The sequence below is a fragment of the Polynucleobacter sp. HIN9 genome, from assembly GCF_030297635.1.
Lineage (GTDB): Bacteria > Pseudomonadota > Gammaproteobacteria > Burkholderiales > Burkholderiaceae > Polynucleobacter.
Window position 1 is genome coordinate 686,954 of the sequence record NZ_AP028140.1, and the last position, 18,677, is coordinate 705,630.

Consider the following 18,677-nt stretch of genomic DNA (forward strand, 5'->3'; position numbering starts at 1 on the left):
TCAGATAGATAACTGCTGTTGGATATAGCGATCCAGGTCACCGGACCCCAGTGCGCCACTGACTCGATTAGTTTCTTTTCCGCCCTTAAAGAATGCGAGGGTGGGGATAGATCGGATCCCAAACTGAGCAGCAATACCTTGTTCCTCCTCGGTATTGAGTTTCACAAATAAAACCCGATTGGTATATTGCTTAGCAAGCTGATTGAAGGTGGGCGCAAACATTTTGCAAGGCCCACACCATGGCGCCCAGAAATCGACGATAACGGGTATCTGAGTTTGTTGAATTAGCTCCCCAAAGTCACCTGTATTCGCCTCGATCGGTGCAGAGAGGAGGTCATGCTGGCAGCTACCGCAAATCGGCTTGCTAGCCACTTTTTCAGGGGATAAGCGGTTTAATTTGTTACACGACGGGCATTGAATCAGCATTTAGTTTGCTCCCCAACCAGAAAGAATCGGCAAATTTTTCTAAAGAGTGCTAGGATTATTCTATGGTAAAGCAACTCCTATTGACTCTTTTGGTCGCCATTCTGCCCATTCAATCTTGGGCAGTGGTGGATATGAGTCTGCAAAAAGAGGCTTTAAAGTTTGGCAGTGCATCGATCTCCGCCCAAGACGCCCATCATCCTTGCCATCAAGAGGCGGCAATAAATTCTGATGATCAGGGCACTGAAAGTAAGCAGACTAGTTGTTATGCTTGCAGTTTATGTATGGCTTTCGGTGCCACCCTGATCACTAATCCTATTTTGCGCTTTGAATCTCTAACGCAAAGTTTATTTACCGATCTTCAAAGATTTAGTAGTGAAGATCTGGTTTTAGGAAATAAGCCCCCGATTCTTTAACTCCCTAGGATAAGTCCGCCCAAATTTTGGGCACCTTTTACTTTGGAGAGTTAAATGAAATACCTTTTATTACTAATCGTTAGCATCTTTTCCTTATCGGCTGCTGCAGCCTCAGAGTGGGTTAGGGCAGAAGTCGTTCGTGTGGATACCGCAAAGCAGCGGATCGTTCTTAAGCATGAGCCCATTCCCAGCATCAAAATGCCGGCCATGACGATGCGCTTTGATGTGGCCAAAGATGTTGCGCTGGATTCATATCGGCCAGGAGATCGTGTGCAATTTCAGTTTAGGGAAGCCGGCGGTAGTCTAGATGTCACCGCGTTGGAGAAGCTCAAATGAATCGATTCTCCCAACTCCTATTGCTTGGGATATCTGTGTTGGCTAGTCAGGTAAGTGCTGCCCCTATGGGGTTTAAGAACAGCTGGATGATCATGGGGGACTTCTCGAAGACCTACCAAGAGTTTGCTGTGAACTATGCAGCTACAGCGAACGATGCATTTGGGTTTTCAACCAGCGCGATGCAGACCGATAACTCTGTATCTAAACAGCAAAATGCTGAGGCAGTCTATACCCGTAAGCTAGCGCGCTGGAATATGCCCGAAGCACAAGCCAATATTTGGTTTATTGGCGGGTTGGGTGCTACAACAGGCAATACCTTTGTGGGCACAAAGGCCATGGCTTCCCCAGGTATTCAGGTCGATTATGAAACCACCCGGTTTTATTCCATGGCTTCGGCCCGAGTGTATGCCGCGGAGGGGGCAACTAGCAATATCACGGTTGCACGATTGGGCGCGTCATTCTATGAAGTTGATTATGACGAAGCTCAGCCGTGGTTAATCATTGAAGCACGGCGAATGACCTTTGTCTCAAAGCAGTATGAATTCACCCCGATGTTACGAGTGATTCATAACCGTTATTTCGTAGAAGCAGGTGCCAATTTATCAGGACAGTGGCGCTTTAACTTTATGTACAACTATTAGGAGAATCATGATGAAATCAATTTATTCCATTCTATTTATTGCACTCATGGGTTTGGGGTCTGTAGCACATGCCAGTATGAAGGTGACGGTGAACGGTATGGTGTGCTCCTTCTGTGCCCAAGGAATTGAGAAGAGCATTTCGAAGATGGGTGAAACTAAGGCAGTGTTTGTAGACCTCAAGAATAAGGTCGTCGTCATTGAGCCCAAAGAAGGAAAAACACTCAATGAGAAAGAAATTTCTGCCGAGATTAAAGATGCGGGCTACGATGTGGTGAAGATTGAGACCATTCCGCAGACCGTTGCGCAATTTAGAGCTCAGCAGAAAGAGAAGAAATGAGCACCGATGGTTTACAGGAATCAAAATCGGGATTTATTAGCTCGGTCATTACTTTACTGGCAAGCTCCAGCACGCTCATCTGCTGCGCGATTCCTGCGCTACTGGTTAGTTTGGGTGCTGGGGCTGCGCTGGCCTCATTGGTTGCTGTTTTTCCTCAAATCGTATGGATTAGTGAACATAAAGAAGCTATCTTTGCGATCAGCACTTTGTTAATGGTCCTCGGTGGAATTCTGCAATGGCGGAATCGTAATGCACCTTGTCCCATCGACCCGGTACTCCGTAACGCTTGCCTGAAAACCCGAAAAAATTCTTTGCGGATTTACTGGTTTAGCGTAATTCTGTTATTGGTTGGGGCTTGGTTTGCATTCATCCAACCCTTGATCGGATAGATTGACCCAATTCATTTGATTGATTTGGGTCAATTTTTGAGAAAGACTACTGAATCGTAAGAAAGACCTACAAGGATTCGGTCTTTGTAAGGCCTGATCTTTGTTATCATCCAGGATGGTTTTATCGTAGGTCAGGCATTGATTGCCGGCTTGTGATGCGTGCTTTGATCACCCCAACAGTGACATTTGCTTTATGACCTTATTGACGATTATTTTATTGCCACTGCTTGTTGGAACAACCTTGGCGCTATTGGCTGCTCGCTTTAGTCGAGTGGCCTCTGCTTGGGCCGTGGCGGGGGTGACAGCGACTAGTCTTACACTGCTGCTTAGTTATAGCAGTCGTATCTTTGCTGGTGAAAAGATCATTGCCAAGTATTCTTGGCTTCCAGAGCTTGGTATTGATTTTGCCTTTCGTCTCGATGGACTTGCCTATTTATTTGCTCTTCTGATTCTGTGTATTGGCTTACTGATTATTTTGTACGCCAAATACTATCTAGCAGATACCGATCCGATTGGTAAGTTTTATGCCTACCTCATGCTTTTTATGGCAGCGATGTTAGGGATTGTTCTGACCGAGAACATTTTGCTCACGATTGTCTTTTGGGAGCTCACTAGTATTTCATCGTTCTTATTGATTGGGTATTGGAACTTTAAGTCCGAGTCTCGACGTGGGGCTCGCATGGCTTTAACAGTGACCGGTGGTGGAGGCTTAGCAATGCTTGCCGGTTTCTTGTTACTTGGACATGTAGCTGGTACCTATGAGCTATCCGGGATCTTTGCCGCTCGCGAGACCATTCAATCGAGCCCTCTCTATCTACCGATCTTGATCTTAATTTTGTTGGGTGTATTTACAAAATCAGCGCAATTTCCATTCCACTTCTGGTTACCGCAGGCCATGGCAGCCCCAACCCCTGTCTCGGCTTATCTGCACTCGGCTACGATGGTGAAGGCAGGGGTCTTCATGCTGGCCCGTTTATACCCAGCCCTGGGTGGTTCCTACGATTTTGAGATCATTGTTTCTGTGATTGGCTTAACCACGATGGCATTTGCTGCCTATGTGGCTATCTTCAAGCATGATTTAAAAGGGCTCTTGGCATATTCCACGATTAGTCATCTTGGGCTCATTATCTTTTTAATTGGCTTAAGTTCGCCGCTCTCAGCTGCGGCAGCGGTCTTTCATATCATCAACCATGCGACCTTCAAGGCGTCGCTATTCATGGTGGCGGGGATCATTGATCACGAGTGCGGAACGCGCGATATGCGCCGTTTGCGTGGACTCTATAAGTTCATGCCTTACACCGCAACACTGGCGATGGTGGCTGCAGCCTCCATGGCGGGTATCCCGTTATTTAATGGATTCTTATCCAAAGAGATGTTCTTCACAGAGTCCTTAACCCTCTCTCATCTTGGTTGGTTTGGAGTGATTGCACCAATCGTTGTGACCTTCGGTGGGATGTGCAGCGTTGCCTACTCCGCACGCTTTGTGCACAACGTGTTCTTTAATGGCACAGCCAAGGATTTGCCTCATACGCCCCATGAGCCGCCACGTTTCATGAAGATCCCTGTTGAGTTACTAGTGGTTATTTGTATTGCGGTTGGCGTTCTGCCCGCTATCACTGTAGCACCCCTTGTATTTCTGGCTGCTTACGACGTGTTTGGTGGCCCGATTCCTCCCTATACGATTGCGATTTGGCATGGATTTAATACGCCGCTCATGATGAGCATCATCGCTCTATTGGGTGGGGTGGTGATGTTCTGGTTATTACAGAATCGCTTTAATTTGCACTTGCATGCCCCCAAAGAGTTAAACGGTACACGGATTTTTGTGCACTTTATTGAGTCCTTATTGGGAACTGCTCGTTGGATCACTCGGACCATTCAGAATGGTTCTTTGCAACGTTACCTTGCAGTCTTGATTGCTGCGGTTCTCCTAATTGGATTGTGGCCATTCATGCAATACGGTTACACCACTGGTGGCGCTTCTCTGACCCCAGCTAATCCAGTGGCTATTGTGATTTGGGCCATTGCCGTCTTGGCTGCGATTGCAACTGCCGTGGTTCATCGTCACCGCTTAACGGCAGTGATCCTAGTTGGGGTGGTGGGTTTGGCAACCGCGCTGACCTTTGCGTATTTCTCGGCACCGGATTTAGCCCTAACGCAGTTATCGGTGGAAGTGGTAAGCACCGCGCTCATGCTAATGGCCTTAGCCTTGATTCCACGAAATGGTCCCAAGGAGTCTAGCTCAAGCCGCAGGACGCGTGACATCGTTTTATCGATTCTGGCGGGTGCTGGTGTATCCGCTTTACTGTGGACAGTATTAACTCGACCCCATGAATCAATTGCCTGGTATTACTTGGCACAAAGTGTGCCATTGGGCGGTGGTAGCAACGTGGTGAACGTAATCCTGGTCGACTTCCGAGGCTTTGATACCTTTGGCGAGATCATCGTTCTTGGGATTGCGGCAATTGGTGCCTTGAGTTTGATGGATGGATTAAAAATCGAGCGTCAACTGTTACCGGGTTCATTAAATTCCGTGATGCTCTCGGTTGCAGCCCGAACTCTCTTACCCTTTGCGGTACTGGTTAGTGTTTATATCTTCTTGCGTGGCCATAATCTGCCAGGTGGAGGATTCATTGCGGGATTGATTACATCGGTTGCTTTAGTGATGCAGTACATGGCCGGCGGACTAGTTGCAACATCCGCCAAGCTCAAAATGGATTTCCCCAAGCTGATTGGTAGTGGTGTGCTGATTGCCGGAATCACTGGACTCGGAAGCTTTATCTTTGGGGCAGGATTCTTGACGAGCACCTACGGTTACCCGGTCTTGCCCCTCATTGGAAAGATTCCACTTGCGAGTGCGGCAGCTTTTGACCTAGGGGTCTATCTCACCGTCGTTGGGGCAACCCTGCTAACTATCTCTGCGCTCTCAGGTGCAAGCCAACGGGATTCCAAATTAAAAGGGGTTGCCTAGATGGAACTGCTACTTGCATCCGCCTTAGGCATTGTGACTGCTTGCGCGGTATACCTGATGCTGCGAGGACGAACCTTCTCCGTAGTGCTTGGCTTGTCTCTGCTCGGTTATGCCATCAATCTCTTTATCTTTGCGATGGGTCGTCTCACCAGTGGTAAGCCTCCTGTGATTGATCAAGCAGTATCGTCTTATGCCGATCCGATTCCTCAGGCACTTGTATTAACGGCCATTGTCATTGGTTTTGGAATGACTGGTTTTATTGTGGAACTAGCCTTACGGGCTCGGAACGACACTAAATCCGATCACGTGGATGGTGAGGAGCCGGGTAAAGGCTCAAACTCAGAGTCAGATCAAGATTCAAGTGTTAAGAATAAAGAAGGGCAGGAATCATGAGCCACCTTCTTGTACTACCGATTGTTCTACCCGCACTTACTGCAGCTTTGCTTCTTCTCATGGGACGCCAACTCGCAATTAGTCGTGTGATTAGTTTTATTGCTAGTGCATTATTAGTCCTTATCGGAATTCAATTATTTCAGGATGCCAATAGCGGGGTAATTCAGACGTATGTATTAGGTGATTGGGCTGCACCATTTGGCATCGTGCTAGTTCTGGATCGTTTATCAGGATTAATGGTATTGCTGACCTCGATTGTGGCAATTGCTGCACTGTTTTATGCGATGCAGGGCTGGGACCAGCGTGGTAAGTACTTTCATGCCTTGTTTCAGTTTCAATTGATGGGCATCAATGGGGCGTTCTTAACCGGCGACTTATTTAACCTATTCGTTTTCTTTGAAGTCTTATTAATCGCCTCCTATTGCTTGTTGGTTTATGGATTTGGTGAGCGCCGTTTGCGTGCAGCAGTTCACTATGTTGTGATTAACCTGACAGGTTCGGCCTTATTCTTAATTGGTGTCAGCATTCTGTATGGCCTGACTGGCACCTTAAATATGGCTCAGTTGGCAGAGCGGATTGCTAGCTCATCCGCGGACGACATCGCCTTGATTCGTTCAGCTAGTTTATTGCTAATCGCTGTCTTCGGAATTAAAGCAGCGCTATTTCCTTTGTATTTCTGGCTTCCCAATGCCTACTCCAGTGCATCAGCACCGGTAGCTGCCTTATTTGCCATCATGACGAAGATTGGTATCTATGCCATTTTCCGCTTCAATAGTTTGATCTTTAGTGGGTCGGAGGGTGTGACGGCTGATATCACCAGCCCTTGGCTGATGCCTGTGGCCATGTTGACCCTGATTCTTGGGGGATTGGGCGCATTGGCTGCAAAGCGTCTTTTAGAGCTGATTTCTTACTTAACAGTGGCATCCGTTGGCATGATCTTGATGGCCTATTCAATTGGTAATCAAGCATCATTCTCAGGGGCCTTGTTTTATATGGTCCACAGTACCTTAATTTCAGCGACACTCTTTTTGCTAGCAGAGATGATCGGACAGGCGAGGGGATCTATTGAGGAAAAACTTCAAACAGGGCCACTCATGAAGCAGGGAGTTGCCTTGGGAATTGCCGTTCTGATTACTGGTGCAATTGCAATTGGCCTACCCCTGTCATCTGGCTTCTTAGCAAAGCTAATGATTTTGCAAAGCGCAACACTGAATACACACATGCCGATGATCTGGACAATCATCTTGTTAGCAAGTTTTATTGGCTTAATTGGTTTATCTCGGGCCGGCAGCACCTTGTTCTGGAAAACATCCCATGAATATGCCGCTGACGCACGTTCTCCAGGTTTTGGCCAGTGGTTGCCGATTCTTTTCTTGCTCGGCGCAAGTTTATTGATGGTGGTTTATGCGGCTCCCTTAAAGCAAATAACCGATCAAACAGCTGCGCAAATGAAGGCGCCTCAAACCTACATTGAAGCAGTAATTGGCCAAACTGCCGATCGCGCACCTCGAGCGTTACCACGGGAGTCAAGACCATGAAGCGTTGGTTACCCCACCCAGTTCTATCGATCCTGCTTTTTATTACATGGCTACTTTTATCTGCTGATCTATCGTTAGCGCATATTGTGTTGGCAGCCATCTTGGCGTGGGCTATTCCTTACCTATGCAGGTCATTTTTAGCGGGGCTGCCCCCCATTAAAAATCCTTTGGCAGCGTTACGTCTTCTTTTTGTGGTGACTTACGATATTGTGGTGGCAAATGTGGTGGTGGCGCGGCTCATATTGGGATCCCCAAAAAAACTCAGACCGGTCTTTGTAGAAATGCCAATTGTACTGACCCAGCCCATGTCGATTTCACTGCTGGCAAGCATTATTACCATGACCCCGGGTACGGTATCTGCTGAGCTCACGGATGACAATCGTGTCTTAATTATTCATGCTCTTGACTGTGCAGACCCAAGTGCACTGATTGCCGATATTCAGAATCGATACGAAAAACCTCTTATGGAGATTTTTGGATGCTAGATCTTTCCATCAAAATTACCTTGGTTGTCATTGCTCTATCGATGGGCATTACGGTGTATCGTCTGATTAAGGGGCCGGATGCACCGGATCGTATTTTGGCACTCGATACCTTGTATGTCTCGGCTGTAGCGCTTTTAATCGTTCTGGGTATTTATGACGATAGCCCTATTTATTTTGAAGCCGCATTATTAATTGCCTTAATGGGTTTTGTGGGTACGGTTGCGCTATCGCGCTATCTAGCCCGTGGCGATGTGATGGACTAATCGGGGTGCATACCATGCTTGAACTAATTACTTCGGTCTTATTACTTATCGGTGCCTTCTTTATTTTTGTTGGCTCCTTAGGATTATTGCGTTTGCCCGATTTCTTTATGCGCTTGCATGCACCCACTAAAGCATCAACCCTTGGGGTGGGTGGAGTTCTGCTTGCATCCATGGCCTATGCCCTAAAAGACGGTCTGCTTATTCACGAGTTGATCATCACCTTGTTTGTATTTCTGACTGCCCCTGTAAGCGCTCATCTCCTGGCACAGGCTGCATTACGCCTGCGTCTCTACTCGAAAGCAAAGCTACCAGATTAATAATCGAATTAATTGGTAGACCGTGGCGGAATCCGACGCCACAGATAGATCACCCAGATACTACAGAGTAGGTAGAGCCCCAAAAAGAATGCGGGCGGTAAATCCCAGTAGAGCAGTTGATTAAGTTGGTAAGCCCAGAAAGACTCTGGGGCGTTTGTTTCTCGAAGCCAGGCTTCCAAAACGGTTAAAGGGCAGGTGATGGCAAACACTGCCTCAATCGCAACAAAGAGCATGAGACCCGCATGAATCTGCCGAAAGCGACGATTACGAATCCATGACCAGGAATAAATAAATCCAAGCGGAATGAGCAGCAAGCCCAGGGTAATAAAGAGGGCTATGAAAAAGTGAAGAACTAAAACAATATCTGCAAGCGATGTCATCAATAAAAATGCTTACTTGTTCAATCGTTTTTAATAGATTAACTTAGAGATTAGCTTTTGAATTGCAGACTTTTCTTGACTTGGCCGTATCAATTTTCGTAGCTGTTTAACTTGCTCTCGAAGTTTCTTGTAGAACAATTGATCTGTTTCTGCGCGAAGCAGAAGTCTGGCTAGGGCTTTTTCATTGCCAACCGGAAAATATCCTAAATAATCTTTCCCAAGCAGCCCGCAATTGCCTGCTATCTTGGAGGCAAGTATTGGAATACCTGCTGCAATTGCCTCAGAAACTACATGAGCACCACCCTCCATGCGACTGGAGATAACAATGACGTGACTGCGCGCCAGGGTTCTTAGTGTTGTCTGATGACTCACCATGCCTTGCCAGGTATAGCGATCATGTTGTTTGGTAGCTTGCAATGCGATTTTTTCCATCTCCCCACTCATGGCCATCCCTAAGTGTTGAATGGTAATTTGACTATCACTATGTAAGTAGGGTAGCGCACGTACGATGCAAAAGGGATCTTTCTCAGGGCGAAGATGCCCAATCACACTCACACTGAATTCATCATTGGGCTTCTGCTGCTTAGGTATCTGCGGCGCCGACTGATGAATGACTGTTGCTTTATGACGCCATTTTGCGGGGATGATTCGTAATGCCTCTGTTTGTAAAACCACCAATCCATCTGCTAATGCCAGCGACTCATGAACCTCTGAGTGGTTTGCCATATCCCGGTGCAGATCGGTGCCTGTCAGAATCAGAATTAAAGGGCGATTAGGGTATGCGAGCTTAAACGCATCAATTGATGCATGACTTCGGTAGGCATGTAAGGCAATCAAGAGGTCGGTATCTTTTCCAGACCAAGATTCAGTAATAGGGACGCGGTAGCCAAGCTGTCTTAAAAAACCTTGCCATCGTTTGGCGGTCACACGATTACCGTGCAAGCTCCCAGGTGGAGCTGGGGTAACGATTTCGATACGACGCATATTTAAGAGCTGCCCTTTGAAATACGATTCAGAAAAATAAGCCCCAATACAGGACCCGGTAGCAATAGCCATGTAATGTAGTGATCCATGATGGGTAACACCAGGGTACTAATTTGAATAGAGATCATCGTGATGGTGAAGCCAATCGCATTTTGAATCGTCAGCGCAGTGCCGACGATTTCAGGAGGACATGCTTGAGCTGATAGGGCAGAGAACTGTGGCGAGTCAGCGACGACGCTCATCCCCCAAACAAGCCAAAACAGAATTTGTAGCCATAACGGTAGCCCAGTGATCCATGGATATAGCAGACAACAGAGACCGGACAGTGCCAGGGCAGTTGAGGCAACCTTTATGCCACCCATCGATTTGCTAAGCTGCCCTCCAAGGAAACAGCCAAGTGCTCCAACACCGATCACCGAAAATGCTAACCCAGATAAATCCAGGGGGTTTTGAATTGGATAAGTGCTGGCAATCAGAAATGGTACCAGCGCCCAAAAGGCATAGAGCTCCCACATATGACCAAAATAACCAAAGGCGGAGCGACGGTATTCGGGGATTGCAAAGAGCTGACGAAAGCCACTGAGTTTCACTCGTGAGGAATTGCCCAATTTGAGATGAGGGCCATCGCCAAGCCAAAAAATAATCCCCATCGCAATGACGGCTAGGAAGGAGGAAAACAAAATCACTTCTTGCCAAGGCCAATCCACACCGAAGTAGCGTGTGGCATGCGGGATGGCCGTTCCCAGCGTTAGCATGCCAACTAGTTGAGCAATGCGTGATGATGCCTTCTGGGGATCCCAGGTCATGATGAGTTTCATACCGATAGGGTAGATACCTGCTAAACAAATCCCAACTAAGAAACGCAGTGCAGAACCTATCCAAATGCTATCAGCTAATACCGCAAATGCGGTATTAAACAATGCCCCAAGCAGGGCACAAGCAGCAAAAAGATGGCTTGGCCTAAACCGATCCGCGATACCACTGAGGGCGAATACTAGGGTACCGGCTACAAAACCAAATTGCACGGCATTGGTCAATATGCCGATGCCGGCAAGATTAATATTCCATGAATCAATTAAGTTATCAGCCACTCCATTGATGGAGAACCACAAAGAAGTTCCCATTAGCTCAGCAATCACAATCAATAGTGAGGCTAAATTGGGGCTAATCGATCGAGACGATTTCGTAATATTCAATTGAGTTAAAAAATTGGGGTAGCAAAGCCACCCCAATATGGTACTGCGTAATTCTGAATAGAAACTATCTAGATCACATAACTCATACGAGACTTGTATCAGCATAAAGCAGAGCCTTGTGAATCCCCGCTGGCTTGATACAGAATGCATTGACTGATGGGTTATTTGATTTGGCTCGTTCCTGATAAATGCGATCCAGTTGATATTGTTCTTCTAGGGCATCGAGCATTTCCTCAATCTGGGCTTTTAAGCTGAGAGGCAGTTCCGGACATTGATTGAGAGCGTGCAAGGAAATAGTGGTTTGCTCGGCAAGCACAGAGCAGCGTGTTCTAGAGAGTTCCATTACCTTTGCAAGCGCGCCCATGAGTAAAACAGTATGCTGGGTATTCATCATCGTATCCTTATTGATAATCATTCTCATTTATAGTATCATATGAATAGATAGAAAGGAATACAAGAATGATTGAAAAAAATAGTATTCAGCCAAAAGATCGGGCAATTTTGGCCATGGGCCTACTAACAATTACTGGAAGCGTTCTCTTATGGATTGCGATCTAGACTGAATAGCTTTTGATATGACACGAGAAGAAGAAACATCAAAACTATCTGCGCAACTATCAAGAAATGATATGTGGGTATACCGCAGCGAAGAGCTGTTTGGTTCGACGAGCGCGATTCAGATTAACCATCATGGTGTGATTTACATCTTACGAATTACCCAATTAGGTAAATTGATCTTAACCAAGTGATATGAATTCAGGACAGTTGCTGCGTTCGTCTTCATTCAAAATTACTCTAGCGGTTTGCATGTGCCATGCCATACTAATCGGATGGATGATGACTGCCATAGCTAATCATCAGCCTGAGTCGCCTACCATCCTTTATGGGCACTTGGTTGAGCGCGAGTCGAATACGATTCAAAAAACAGTAACTTCGCTTATTCATGCAAACCAAGATCCCATTAATCAAGCGAGTGCACCGACTGTTGAGAGTAGCCAGGGGATCACAACCAGTCAACAGTCAGATAGCAGAAGCCCAAATGTTTCATCTGCACCCATATCCTTACCATCCGCTGCTGACCCTAGGTTCAATAACCCAAAGCCGCCGTATCCGATCGCTAGTCGAGAAAACGGCGAGGAGGGCAGGGTATGGCTTTCATTATGCGTATCTGAGCATGGCGCTATCAGTCGCTTGCAATTAGCTCAATCATCTGGTCATTCAGCGCTCGATCGTTCGGCCTTGAATACGGTGACTCACTGGAAATTTCATCCGGCTCGCCAAAATGGTGCCGCCATTCCTTACTGTTATCGATTGCCTATCATCTTTGTATTGACTTAATTTCCATATACGTAATATTGTCAATAGCACTTGACAATGAGAATCATTCTCATTAAAGTAATGAATCGTTTAAACCAAAAAACGATTATGTAAACGTCACAGCCCGCCGTCGCTAGCTAGTGTCATCAAATTCTAGCGAGCATGAATCTAAGAAAACACCCATTTGCGGCTATTGCAGCCATCACCATGGCGGGTATTGCCATGAGTGCCCATAGTAAGGTAGTGACCACCGAAGATGGAAGACCAATTGAACAGTCCCGTGGTGAGCTGGGCGAGGTGGATATTATTCTGAAAGAGGTTACCGTGACATCGACTCGGTCCTCTCGGAAGGTGGATAACGTACCCAATGTCGTCACCGTAACAACGGCCGAAGAAATCCAAGAAAAGGGCGACCGGAATATTAAAGACCTATTTAATAACTCGGTCGATGTTACGGTTCCCCAGCAAACACAACGATTTAGTCTGGCGATCGGAGCCCAGGGTCGGGCAGGAAATGAGAGTATCAATATTCGTGGTCTGCAGGGCAATAATGTTTTACTACTTGTGGATGGGATTCGGGTACCCAATACCTTCTCGTTTGGGGCCCTATCGGTCGGGCGAGGAAACTTTCTGGATGTTGATGGGTTTCGTCGTGTCGAGGTAGTACGCGGCCCATCGTCAACTCAGTATGGTAGTGATGGCCTTGCTGGGATTGTGAACTTTCAGACCTTTAATCCAAGTGATTTCATCAAAAAAGGTGAGACTCAAGGCGGATTTGCTCGTACCGGCTACTCGAGCGTCGATACATCTTCGAATACGACGTTTGGCTATGGCGGTATTCAGGACCATTTGCAAGGGATGGTGCTTGGAAACTTTCAGGCCGGCCACCAATATCAAAATCAAGGATCCAATAACTCAACCGGTATCACCAGAACAGCGCCCAATCCAGCGGATTACAGCAATTGGTATGTTCTGACTAAGGGATTTGCCCAAATCGATCGCAACCAAAAACTGGGCATTACCTATGAGTCTCAAAACGTCACGCAAAACATGAATAACTTATCGGATTTGGGAACCGGCGGAGGCTGGATTTCCTTTGGAGGGCCTGGCGGATTTACCTATAACAATGTCGTGACATCCACCACGCAAGATAAAACAACTCGTAATCGTGTCTCGGGTGAATACGACTTTAAGGACAGTGGGGCGCTGTATGTTCAAAAAGCTAATGTCATGGTGTATTACCAGGATGCAGATGTCACTCAAAATGCCTATCAGCAGCAAGTTGGTAATTCACGTCTCTCATCATGGCGCAGCCGCAACAACACCTATAGCCAAGACACCTACGGCATCAATACGACCCTAGAGAGTAATACCACCAGTATCGTCAATCAGCGACTGACCTATGGATTTGATTGGAGTTCTTCACGCATCTCGAGTCAACTCAATGCGGCGGGCAATGGAAGTTCAATTACACCCGCACCCAAATCAACTTACAACCTAGGCGGCGTGTTTTTGCAAAGTGAAATGGAGTTCAATCAAGTGAGTGTGATTCCAGCACTTCGCTATGATAGTTACTCGATTACACCAGTTACTGGTTCATTACCATCGAACTCCGGATCAGCAGTATCTCCTCGAATTGGGGCTATTTGGAATATAGCTCGGGAGTTTCGTCCATTTGCAAACTGGGGAACTGGATTTACAGCGCCTACGCCGGATCAGACATTATCTTATTTTGCGGGTAGCGGATATACCAACATCCCAAATCCCAATCTAAAACCGCAAACTGGTAATGGCTTTGAAGTCGGTGCTCGCGGTCAGCTTCATCAGTTTCGTTATCAGGCATCGGGGTACGCAAACTATTACAAAGACTTTATCTCTCAGGTTAATTACTTAGGTTCGTATAACGGTAGTGCACCTCAGACCTTGTATCAATTTCAGAACTTATCCAAGGTCAATATTTGGGGATGGGATGTTCGAACGGATTGGGCGTTTGCACAGGGTTGGCAGGCGAATGCAGCAATGGCCTATAGCTATGGTGAGCAAACCCAAAATGGGATTTCAGCACCGCTAAATACGATTCAACCTTTGCGCGCCATTGCAGGATTGCGGTATGGCGCTAGTACTTGGGGAGCGTTTGCCAATGTTATTTGGAATCAGGGTAAATCGGCTGATCGTGTGAACTTTAATAACGCTACCGGTGGTACAGCTAATCAATTTTTGTCGCCCACATCGACCGTTCTAAATCTGACAGGCTACTGGAAGCCCCTTAAAAAACTCACGATTAATGCCAATCTCAATAATGTCTTTAACACCACCTATTGGAACTGGTCTGATGTACAGGGCTCAGTCTTAACCCAAAACCGAGCATCGGCTGGCGGATTTTCGGGGTACAACGCCCAAGCTGCTCAACAATCAGCCACGGCAGCGCCGCGGAACTGGCAAATCTCAGCTCGTTATGACTTTTAAGGAGGCATCATGAAACCGACTATTCATCGTATTCGTCAATCGTTTATCACCTTGCGCAAAGAGGGACGCTTACGGCATCGAGAAATTGCTGAGAAGCTGACTATTTCTGAGGGAGAGTTGATTGCCGCTCACGTTGGACTTGGTGCTACGGCAGCTAAAGGCTTAAGAGCAATTCGTCTGGATGCTAATTGGCCTGCGCTGATAGCCTCGATTGAGTCGATTGGGGAGGTCATGGCGCTCACCCGTAACGAAGCCTGCGTCCATGAAAAAATTGGTCAATACCGTCACGTGAGTCAGGAGGGGTCGGTAGGTCTAGTCGTGGGTGAGATTGACTTGCGGATCTTTTATCAACATTGGTTTGCTGGGTTTGCAGTCATTGAGAGTGGTTCTCAGGGGGAGCGGCGTAGCTTGCAATTCTTTGATGCGCAGGGACAGGCGATTCATAAGGTTCATCTGAAGCCACAGAGTGATGTGTCGGCTTTTGATCGAATCGTTTCATTATTTGCAGTCGCCCAACAAGAGCCTGGTCTTGAGGCATCAAAGCTCAAGGCAAAGCCAACCCCAGCTCCAGACACAGAGATCGATCGCGCCGGATTTTGGCAGGCATGGAGAGATCTCAAGGATACCCATGATTTTTATTCGCTCTTACGAAAATACACACTCACACGTACTCAGGCACTTCGTTTGGCAGAGCCAGAGTTTGTTCGGGAGCTTTCTAAAGACTGCCTACGATCAATGTTGCAGGGTGCAGCACAGACTAAAACCCCCATCATGGTTTTTGTTGGCAATCCTGGAATGATTCAGATACATTCGGGACCCATTGATCGGATTATTGAACAAGGGTCTTGGATCAATGTGATGGATCCCCGCTTTAATTTGCACCTTCGTCAGGATCTGATTGAGCGTGCCTGGATTGTTCGTAAGCCAACTGTCGATGGCATTGTTACCTCCATTGAGTTTTTTGATCAGAGCGGTGAGGCCATTGCAATGTTTTTTGGAGAGCGCAAGCCCGGTAAAGCTGAACTTGCATCCTGGCGAGATCTGGTAACCCAGATTGAGGGTGAACATGGATTAATGGAGGTCTGCCAATGAATGATCTTAGTCATACAGGGCGCCGTCGTTTTCTGTGCGCAATGGCAGCCATCCAGATGGCATGGCTTGGGAAGCCGGCTTGGGCAGAGCTAACTCAAGCTACCCTAGGTCGCCAACGTCTAATTTGCATTGGATCGGCAGTTACAGAAATTGTGTATGCACTAAATGCTAGTAATTTGATTGTGGGAGTTGATACGACCTCGATTTATCCGGATGCCGCACGCACGTTACCCAGTGTTGGCTATTCAAGAACCTTATCGGCAGAGGGCGTTTTATCGCTATCCCCAACCCAAATCTTATGTACCGAGGATGCCGGACCTCCGGTAGTTATTCGCCAGATTCAAGATGCCGGGATTCCGATACGGCTTTTGCCCGCTCATCACACCTTTTACGGTGTCTGTGATCGTGTGATTGCGATTGGTCAAACAATCCATCGGCAAGCTCAAGCGGATCAATTGAAGTTCCAGTTGGAGCAGCAGTGGATCACTTTGGAGCGCGAGTTGAAAGCAAAACCCTTTGTAAATCCTGCCCCACGGGTGCTTTACATTCATTCCATGAATCCATCCCAGGTCATGGTCTCAGGTCAAGATACGAATGCCAATGCCATGATCACTTACGCTGGCTTACGAAATGCACTCTATGGATTCAAAGGCTATAAACCGCTGACCCCAGAGGCTGTTATTGCAGCCAATCCCGATTTAATTCTGGTCACAGATCAAGGACTGCAAGCGATTGGCGGACGTAGTCAGCTTGCGCAACTGCCCGGTATGGAAAGAACGAAAGCGATTATTCGTCAGAAAGTTATTTCAATGGATGCTGTTTATTTATTGGGATTTGGTCCACGAATGCCGGATGCAGTATTAACGCTTCATCGTCAGGCACGCATCTTGTTGGGATGAGACAGGCCGTCAGTCCACTTGACTACTCAGCCTGGGGTGCGAGGCTTGGGTTACTTCTTATAGGGGTAACTGCATTTCTAATCGCAGTGAACTTAGGTGCTGTGGATATTCATGGTTTGGACTGGTTGCAAGTTTTTAATCCACAGAATGGTTATGAGGGTGCTAGTTATGTGCTTTGGAACATTCGGATCCCGCGTGCCTTATTGGCCATTACGGTTGGAGCAGCACTGGGCGTTGCAGGCGCTCTCGCACAAAGCTTATTTCGCAACCCCTTAGCTGACCCAGGTCTCTTGGGAGTTTCTGCGGGTGCCAGTTGCAGTGTGGCGATTGGTATTGTGATGTTGGATGGCTTTCGTTTTATCTCCCCGGAAGAGCTACGGGTCTGGGCTATCCCAGTTTTTGCATTCTTGGGTTCTATAGCGGTTTGTTTCTGCCTTGATTATGTCGCCCGTGTTGTATCTCCGGGATCGATTGCTGGTCTGCTATTAACCGGCATTTCATTGAATGCCCTAGCGGGTGCGGTGATCGGTCTATGTACTTATTTAGCCAACGATGAACAATTGCGCAGCTTTACCTTTTGGACCCTTGGGTCTCTCGCAAGCGCACGCTGGATGATGGTCGGGGTTTTGGTTGGAGCCATAGTCATTGGATGGGTCTGGATCCGAACTCTTTTACAAGATCTCAATGCCTTGACATTGGGTGAGAACATTGCAAATCATCTCGGGGTAGATGTTTCACGCCTTCGAACTAAGGTCATCGTTTTGGTTGCCACTCTTTCTGGATTAGCTGTTGCATGGTGCGGCATGATTGGCTTTATTGGTTTAATGGCACCAAACCTTGTGCGTATTTGCTTGGGGTCTGATCAAAAGAGGGTAGTTCCATATTCCGCAGGGGTGGGGGCTATTCTGCTACTCATTGCCGACACCATTGCCAGAACCATTGCAATCCCTGCAGAGGTGCCTGTCGGTATTTTCACTGCCCTGTTAGGTGGCCCATTATTTTTGATCTTATTGCGGCAATACCGATCAAGGCTTGATTGATATGAAATTACAACTCCATCATGCCTCTTTACAGCTTGGAAAAAAACTCTTTGGGCCATTTGATTTCATGATCAAGCCAGGTGAGCGGATTGCGATCCTGGGTAAAAGCGGTGCCGGTAAGTCAACGATTATTCGACTGATTGCGCGAGAGTATCAAATTAAAAGCGGCTCAATTTTGATGAATGGCACCTCGATTGAGCAGTACTCATCGGCGCAACTAAGTCGGATACGAGGGGTTTTACCTCAGAACACTCAGATTGCCTTTGGGCTGATGACTGATCTCGTGATTGAGATAGGACGAGTGAGTGCCATTGATAAGATAAACCAAGAAACGATTGTTGTGCATGCAGCCAAGATGGCCTGCGCAGACCATCTTTTGGGGCGTGCATTTAATACTCTGTCTGGCGGTGAGCAAGCACGAATTCATCTGGCAAGGGTATTCGCCCAGCTATGGGATGTCCGCGATGGTCTGATTTTGGTCGATGAACCAGTGGCAGCACTAGACCCTGGCCTGCAGTATCACTTGCTGGATACGATTGACCGTTTTGCGAGAGAAAGAAACCACGCGGTGCTAGCAGTTTTGCATGATATTAATCATGCCCTTGTTTTTGAGCGTTTACTCCTCATTGAGCATGGGCGCATTATTCAAGATTGTCCGGCTGATCATCATGCACGAGCAGACCTAGAGCGTTTATATGGTATTCAGTTAGAACATCTTCAGGATAGCCAAGGGGCTAGCGTGCTGGTACAAGTTCGATAGACTCTGTTAAGAATTGGCTGCACTCCTTACCTAA

The 18,677-nt window shown here is 47.1% G+C and carries 23 protein-coding genes; 18 read left to right on the top strand and 5 right to left on the bottom strand.

Annotated features, from left to right (window positions below):
• On the bottom strand, nt 1–426 hold the full coding sequence (gene trxC, locus QUE62_RS03615; RefSeq protein ID WP_286225960.1) for a thioredoxin TrxC: 426 nt from the start codon (nt 424–426) through the stop codon (nt 1–3).
• Nucleotides 427–506: 80 nt separating this feature from the next.
• On the opposite strand from trxC, the gene QUE62_RS03620 reads away from it, so the two are divergent.
• From QUE62_RS03620 to QUE62_RS03670, 11 genes are all read left to right on the top strand, one after another.
• Nucleotides 507–839: a hypothetical protein gene (locus tag QUE62_RS03620; RefSeq protein WP_286262318.1), complete on the top strand. Its 333-nt coding sequence runs from the start codon at nt 507–509 to the stop codon at nt 837–839.
• A gap of 54 nt (nt 840–893) precedes the next feature.
• Nucleotides 894–1,175, top strand: a complete 282-nt coding sequence (locus QUE62_RS03625; protein ID WP_286224469.1) for a copper-binding protein — start codon at nt 894–896, stop codon at nt 1,173–1,175.
• Nucleotides 1,172–1,816, top strand: coding sequence for a hypothetical protein (locus tag QUE62_RS03630; protein ID WP_286262320.1), 645 nt, complete (start codon nt 1,172–1,174; stop codon nt 1,814–1,816). The genes QUE62_RS03625 and QUE62_RS03630 overlap by 4 nt, the downstream gene beginning before the upstream one ends.
• A 7-nt stretch (nt 1,817–1,823) precedes the next feature.
• Nucleotides 1,824–2,153, top strand: coding sequence for a heavy-metal-associated domain-containing protein (locus tag QUE62_RS03635; protein ID WP_286224471.1), 330 nt, complete (start codon nt 1,824–1,826; stop codon nt 2,151–2,153).
• The gene (locus QUE62_RS03640; RefSeq protein WP_286262322.1) at nt 2,150–2,542 is read left to right on the top strand and encodes a hypothetical protein; all 393 of its coding nucleotides are present in this window, start codon (nt 2,150–2,152) and stop codon (nt 2,540–2,542) included. The genes QUE62_RS03635 and QUE62_RS03640 overlap by 4 nt, the downstream gene beginning before the upstream one ends.
• Before the next feature lie 193 nt (nt 2,543–2,735).
• Nucleotides 2,736–5,513, top strand: coding sequence for a monovalent cation/H+ antiporter subunit A (locus QUE62_RS03645; RefSeq protein WP_286262324.1), 2,778 nt, complete (start codon nt 2,736–2,738; stop codon nt 5,511–5,513).
• Nucleotides 5,514–5,906: a Na+/H+ antiporter subunit C gene (locus QUE62_RS03650; RefSeq protein WP_286224474.1), complete on the top strand. Its 393-nt coding sequence runs from the start codon at nt 5,514–5,516 to the stop codon at nt 5,904–5,906.
• Nucleotides 5,903–7,444 (top strand): monovalent cation/H+ antiporter subunit D, encoded by a 1,542-nt coding sequence (locus QUE62_RS03655; protein WP_286262327.1) that lies wholly within the window; start codon nt 5,903–5,905, stop codon nt 7,442–7,444. Before QUE62_RS03650 ends, QUE62_RS03655 begins: the two co-directional genes overlap by 4 nt.
• Nucleotides 7,441–7,929 (top strand): Na+/H+ antiporter subunit E, encoded by a 489-nt coding sequence (locus QUE62_RS03660; RefSeq protein ID WP_286262328.1) that lies wholly within the window; start codon nt 7,441–7,443, stop codon nt 7,927–7,929. The genes QUE62_RS03655 and QUE62_RS03660 overlap by 4 nt, the downstream gene beginning before the upstream one ends.
• Nucleotides 7,923–8,192 carry a K+/H+ antiporter subunit F gene (locus QUE62_RS03665; RefSeq protein WP_286225967.1) on the top strand — a complete coding sequence of 90 codons (270 nt, stop codon included), beginning with the start codon at nt 7,923–7,925 and terminating at the stop codon, nt 8,190–8,192. Before QUE62_RS03660 ends, QUE62_RS03665 begins: the two co-directional genes overlap by 7 nt.
• 14 nt (nt 8,193–8,206) lie before the next feature.
• A complete protein-coding gene (locus QUE62_RS03670) occupies nt 8,207–8,509 on the top strand; it encodes a Na+/H+ antiporter subunit G (RefSeq protein WP_108508218.1) in 303 nt (100 codons plus the stop codon).
• A gap of 8 nt (nt 8,510–8,517) precedes the next feature.
• Here QUE62_RS03670 and QUE62_RS03675 read toward each other — a convergent pair whose 3' ends face one another.
• From QUE62_RS03675 to QUE62_RS03690, 4 genes are all read right to left on the bottom strand, one after another.
• Entirely contained in the window at nt 8,518–8,889 is a 372-nt protein-coding gene (locus tag QUE62_RS03675; protein ID WP_286262330.1) for a DUF2784 domain-containing protein, read from the bottom strand.
• Nucleotides 8,890–8,919: 30 nt separating this feature from the next.
• Nucleotides 8,920–9,945: a selenoneine biosynthesis selenosugar synthase SenB gene (gene senB / locus QUE62_RS03680; protein ID WP_286262333.1), complete on the bottom strand. Its 1,026-nt coding sequence runs from the start codon at nt 9,943–9,945 to the stop codon at nt 8,920–8,922.
• Nucleotides 9,876–11,069 (bottom strand): MFS transporter, encoded by a 1,194-nt coding sequence (locus tag QUE62_RS03685; protein WP_286262335.1) that lies wholly within the window; start codon nt 11,067–11,069, stop codon nt 9,876–9,878. Before QUE62_RS03685 ends, senB begins: the two co-directional genes overlap by 70 nt.
• An 82-nt stretch (nt 11,070–11,151) precedes the next feature.
• Nucleotides 11,152–11,490 (bottom strand): hypothetical protein, encoded by a 339-nt coding sequence (locus tag QUE62_RS03690; RefSeq protein WP_286262337.1) that lies wholly within the window; start codon nt 11,488–11,490, stop codon nt 11,152–11,154.
• Between the two features lie 208 nt (nt 11,491–11,698).
• On the opposite strand from QUE62_RS03690, the gene hemP reads away from it, so the two are divergent.
• The 7 genes from hemP (at nt 11,699) to QUE62_RS03720 (ending at nt 18,643) form a co-directional block, all read left to right on the top strand.
• Nucleotides 11,699–11,818: a hemin uptake protein HemP gene (gene hemP / locus QUE62_RS09130; protein WP_353506840.1), complete on the top strand. Its 120-nt coding sequence runs from the start codon at nt 11,699–11,701 to the stop codon at nt 11,816–11,818.
• An 85-nt stretch (nt 11,819–11,903) separates the two neighbouring features.
• A complete protein-coding gene (locus tag QUE62_RS03695; RefSeq protein WP_286262339.1) occupies nt 11,904–12,407 on the top strand; it encodes an energy transducer TonB in 504 nt (167 codons plus the stop codon).
• A 141-nt stretch (nt 12,408–12,548) separates the two neighbouring features.
• Nucleotides 12,549–14,852: a TonB-dependent hemoglobin/transferrin/lactoferrin family receptor gene (locus QUE62_RS03700; protein WP_286262341.1), complete on the top strand. Its 2,304-nt coding sequence runs from the start codon at nt 12,549–12,551 to the stop codon at nt 14,850–14,852.
• A 9-nt stretch (nt 14,853–14,861) separates the two neighbouring features.
• Complete coding sequence (locus tag QUE62_RS03705; RefSeq protein ID WP_286262343.1) at nt 14,862–15,944, top strand: hemin-degrading factor; 1,083 nt, start codon at nt 14,862–14,864, stop codon at nt 15,942–15,944.
• Nucleotides 15,941–16,843, top strand: a complete 903-nt coding sequence (locus QUE62_RS03710; RefSeq protein ID WP_286262345.1) for a heme/hemin ABC transporter substrate-binding protein — start codon at nt 15,941–15,943, stop codon at nt 16,841–16,843. The genes QUE62_RS03705 and QUE62_RS03710 overlap by 4 nt, the downstream gene beginning before the upstream one ends.
• Entirely contained in the window at nt 16,840–17,883 is a 1,044-nt protein-coding gene (locus QUE62_RS03715) for a FecCD family ABC transporter permease (protein WP_286262347.1), read from the top strand. The genes QUE62_RS03710 and QUE62_RS03715 overlap by 4 nt, the downstream gene beginning before the upstream one ends.
• Nucleotide 17,884: 1 nt before the next feature.
• Entirely contained in the window at nt 17,885–18,643 is a 759-nt protein-coding gene (locus QUE62_RS03720) for an ATP-binding cassette domain-containing protein (RefSeq protein ID WP_286262349.1), read from the top strand.
• Nucleotides 18,644–18,677: the final 34 nt, after the last annotated feature.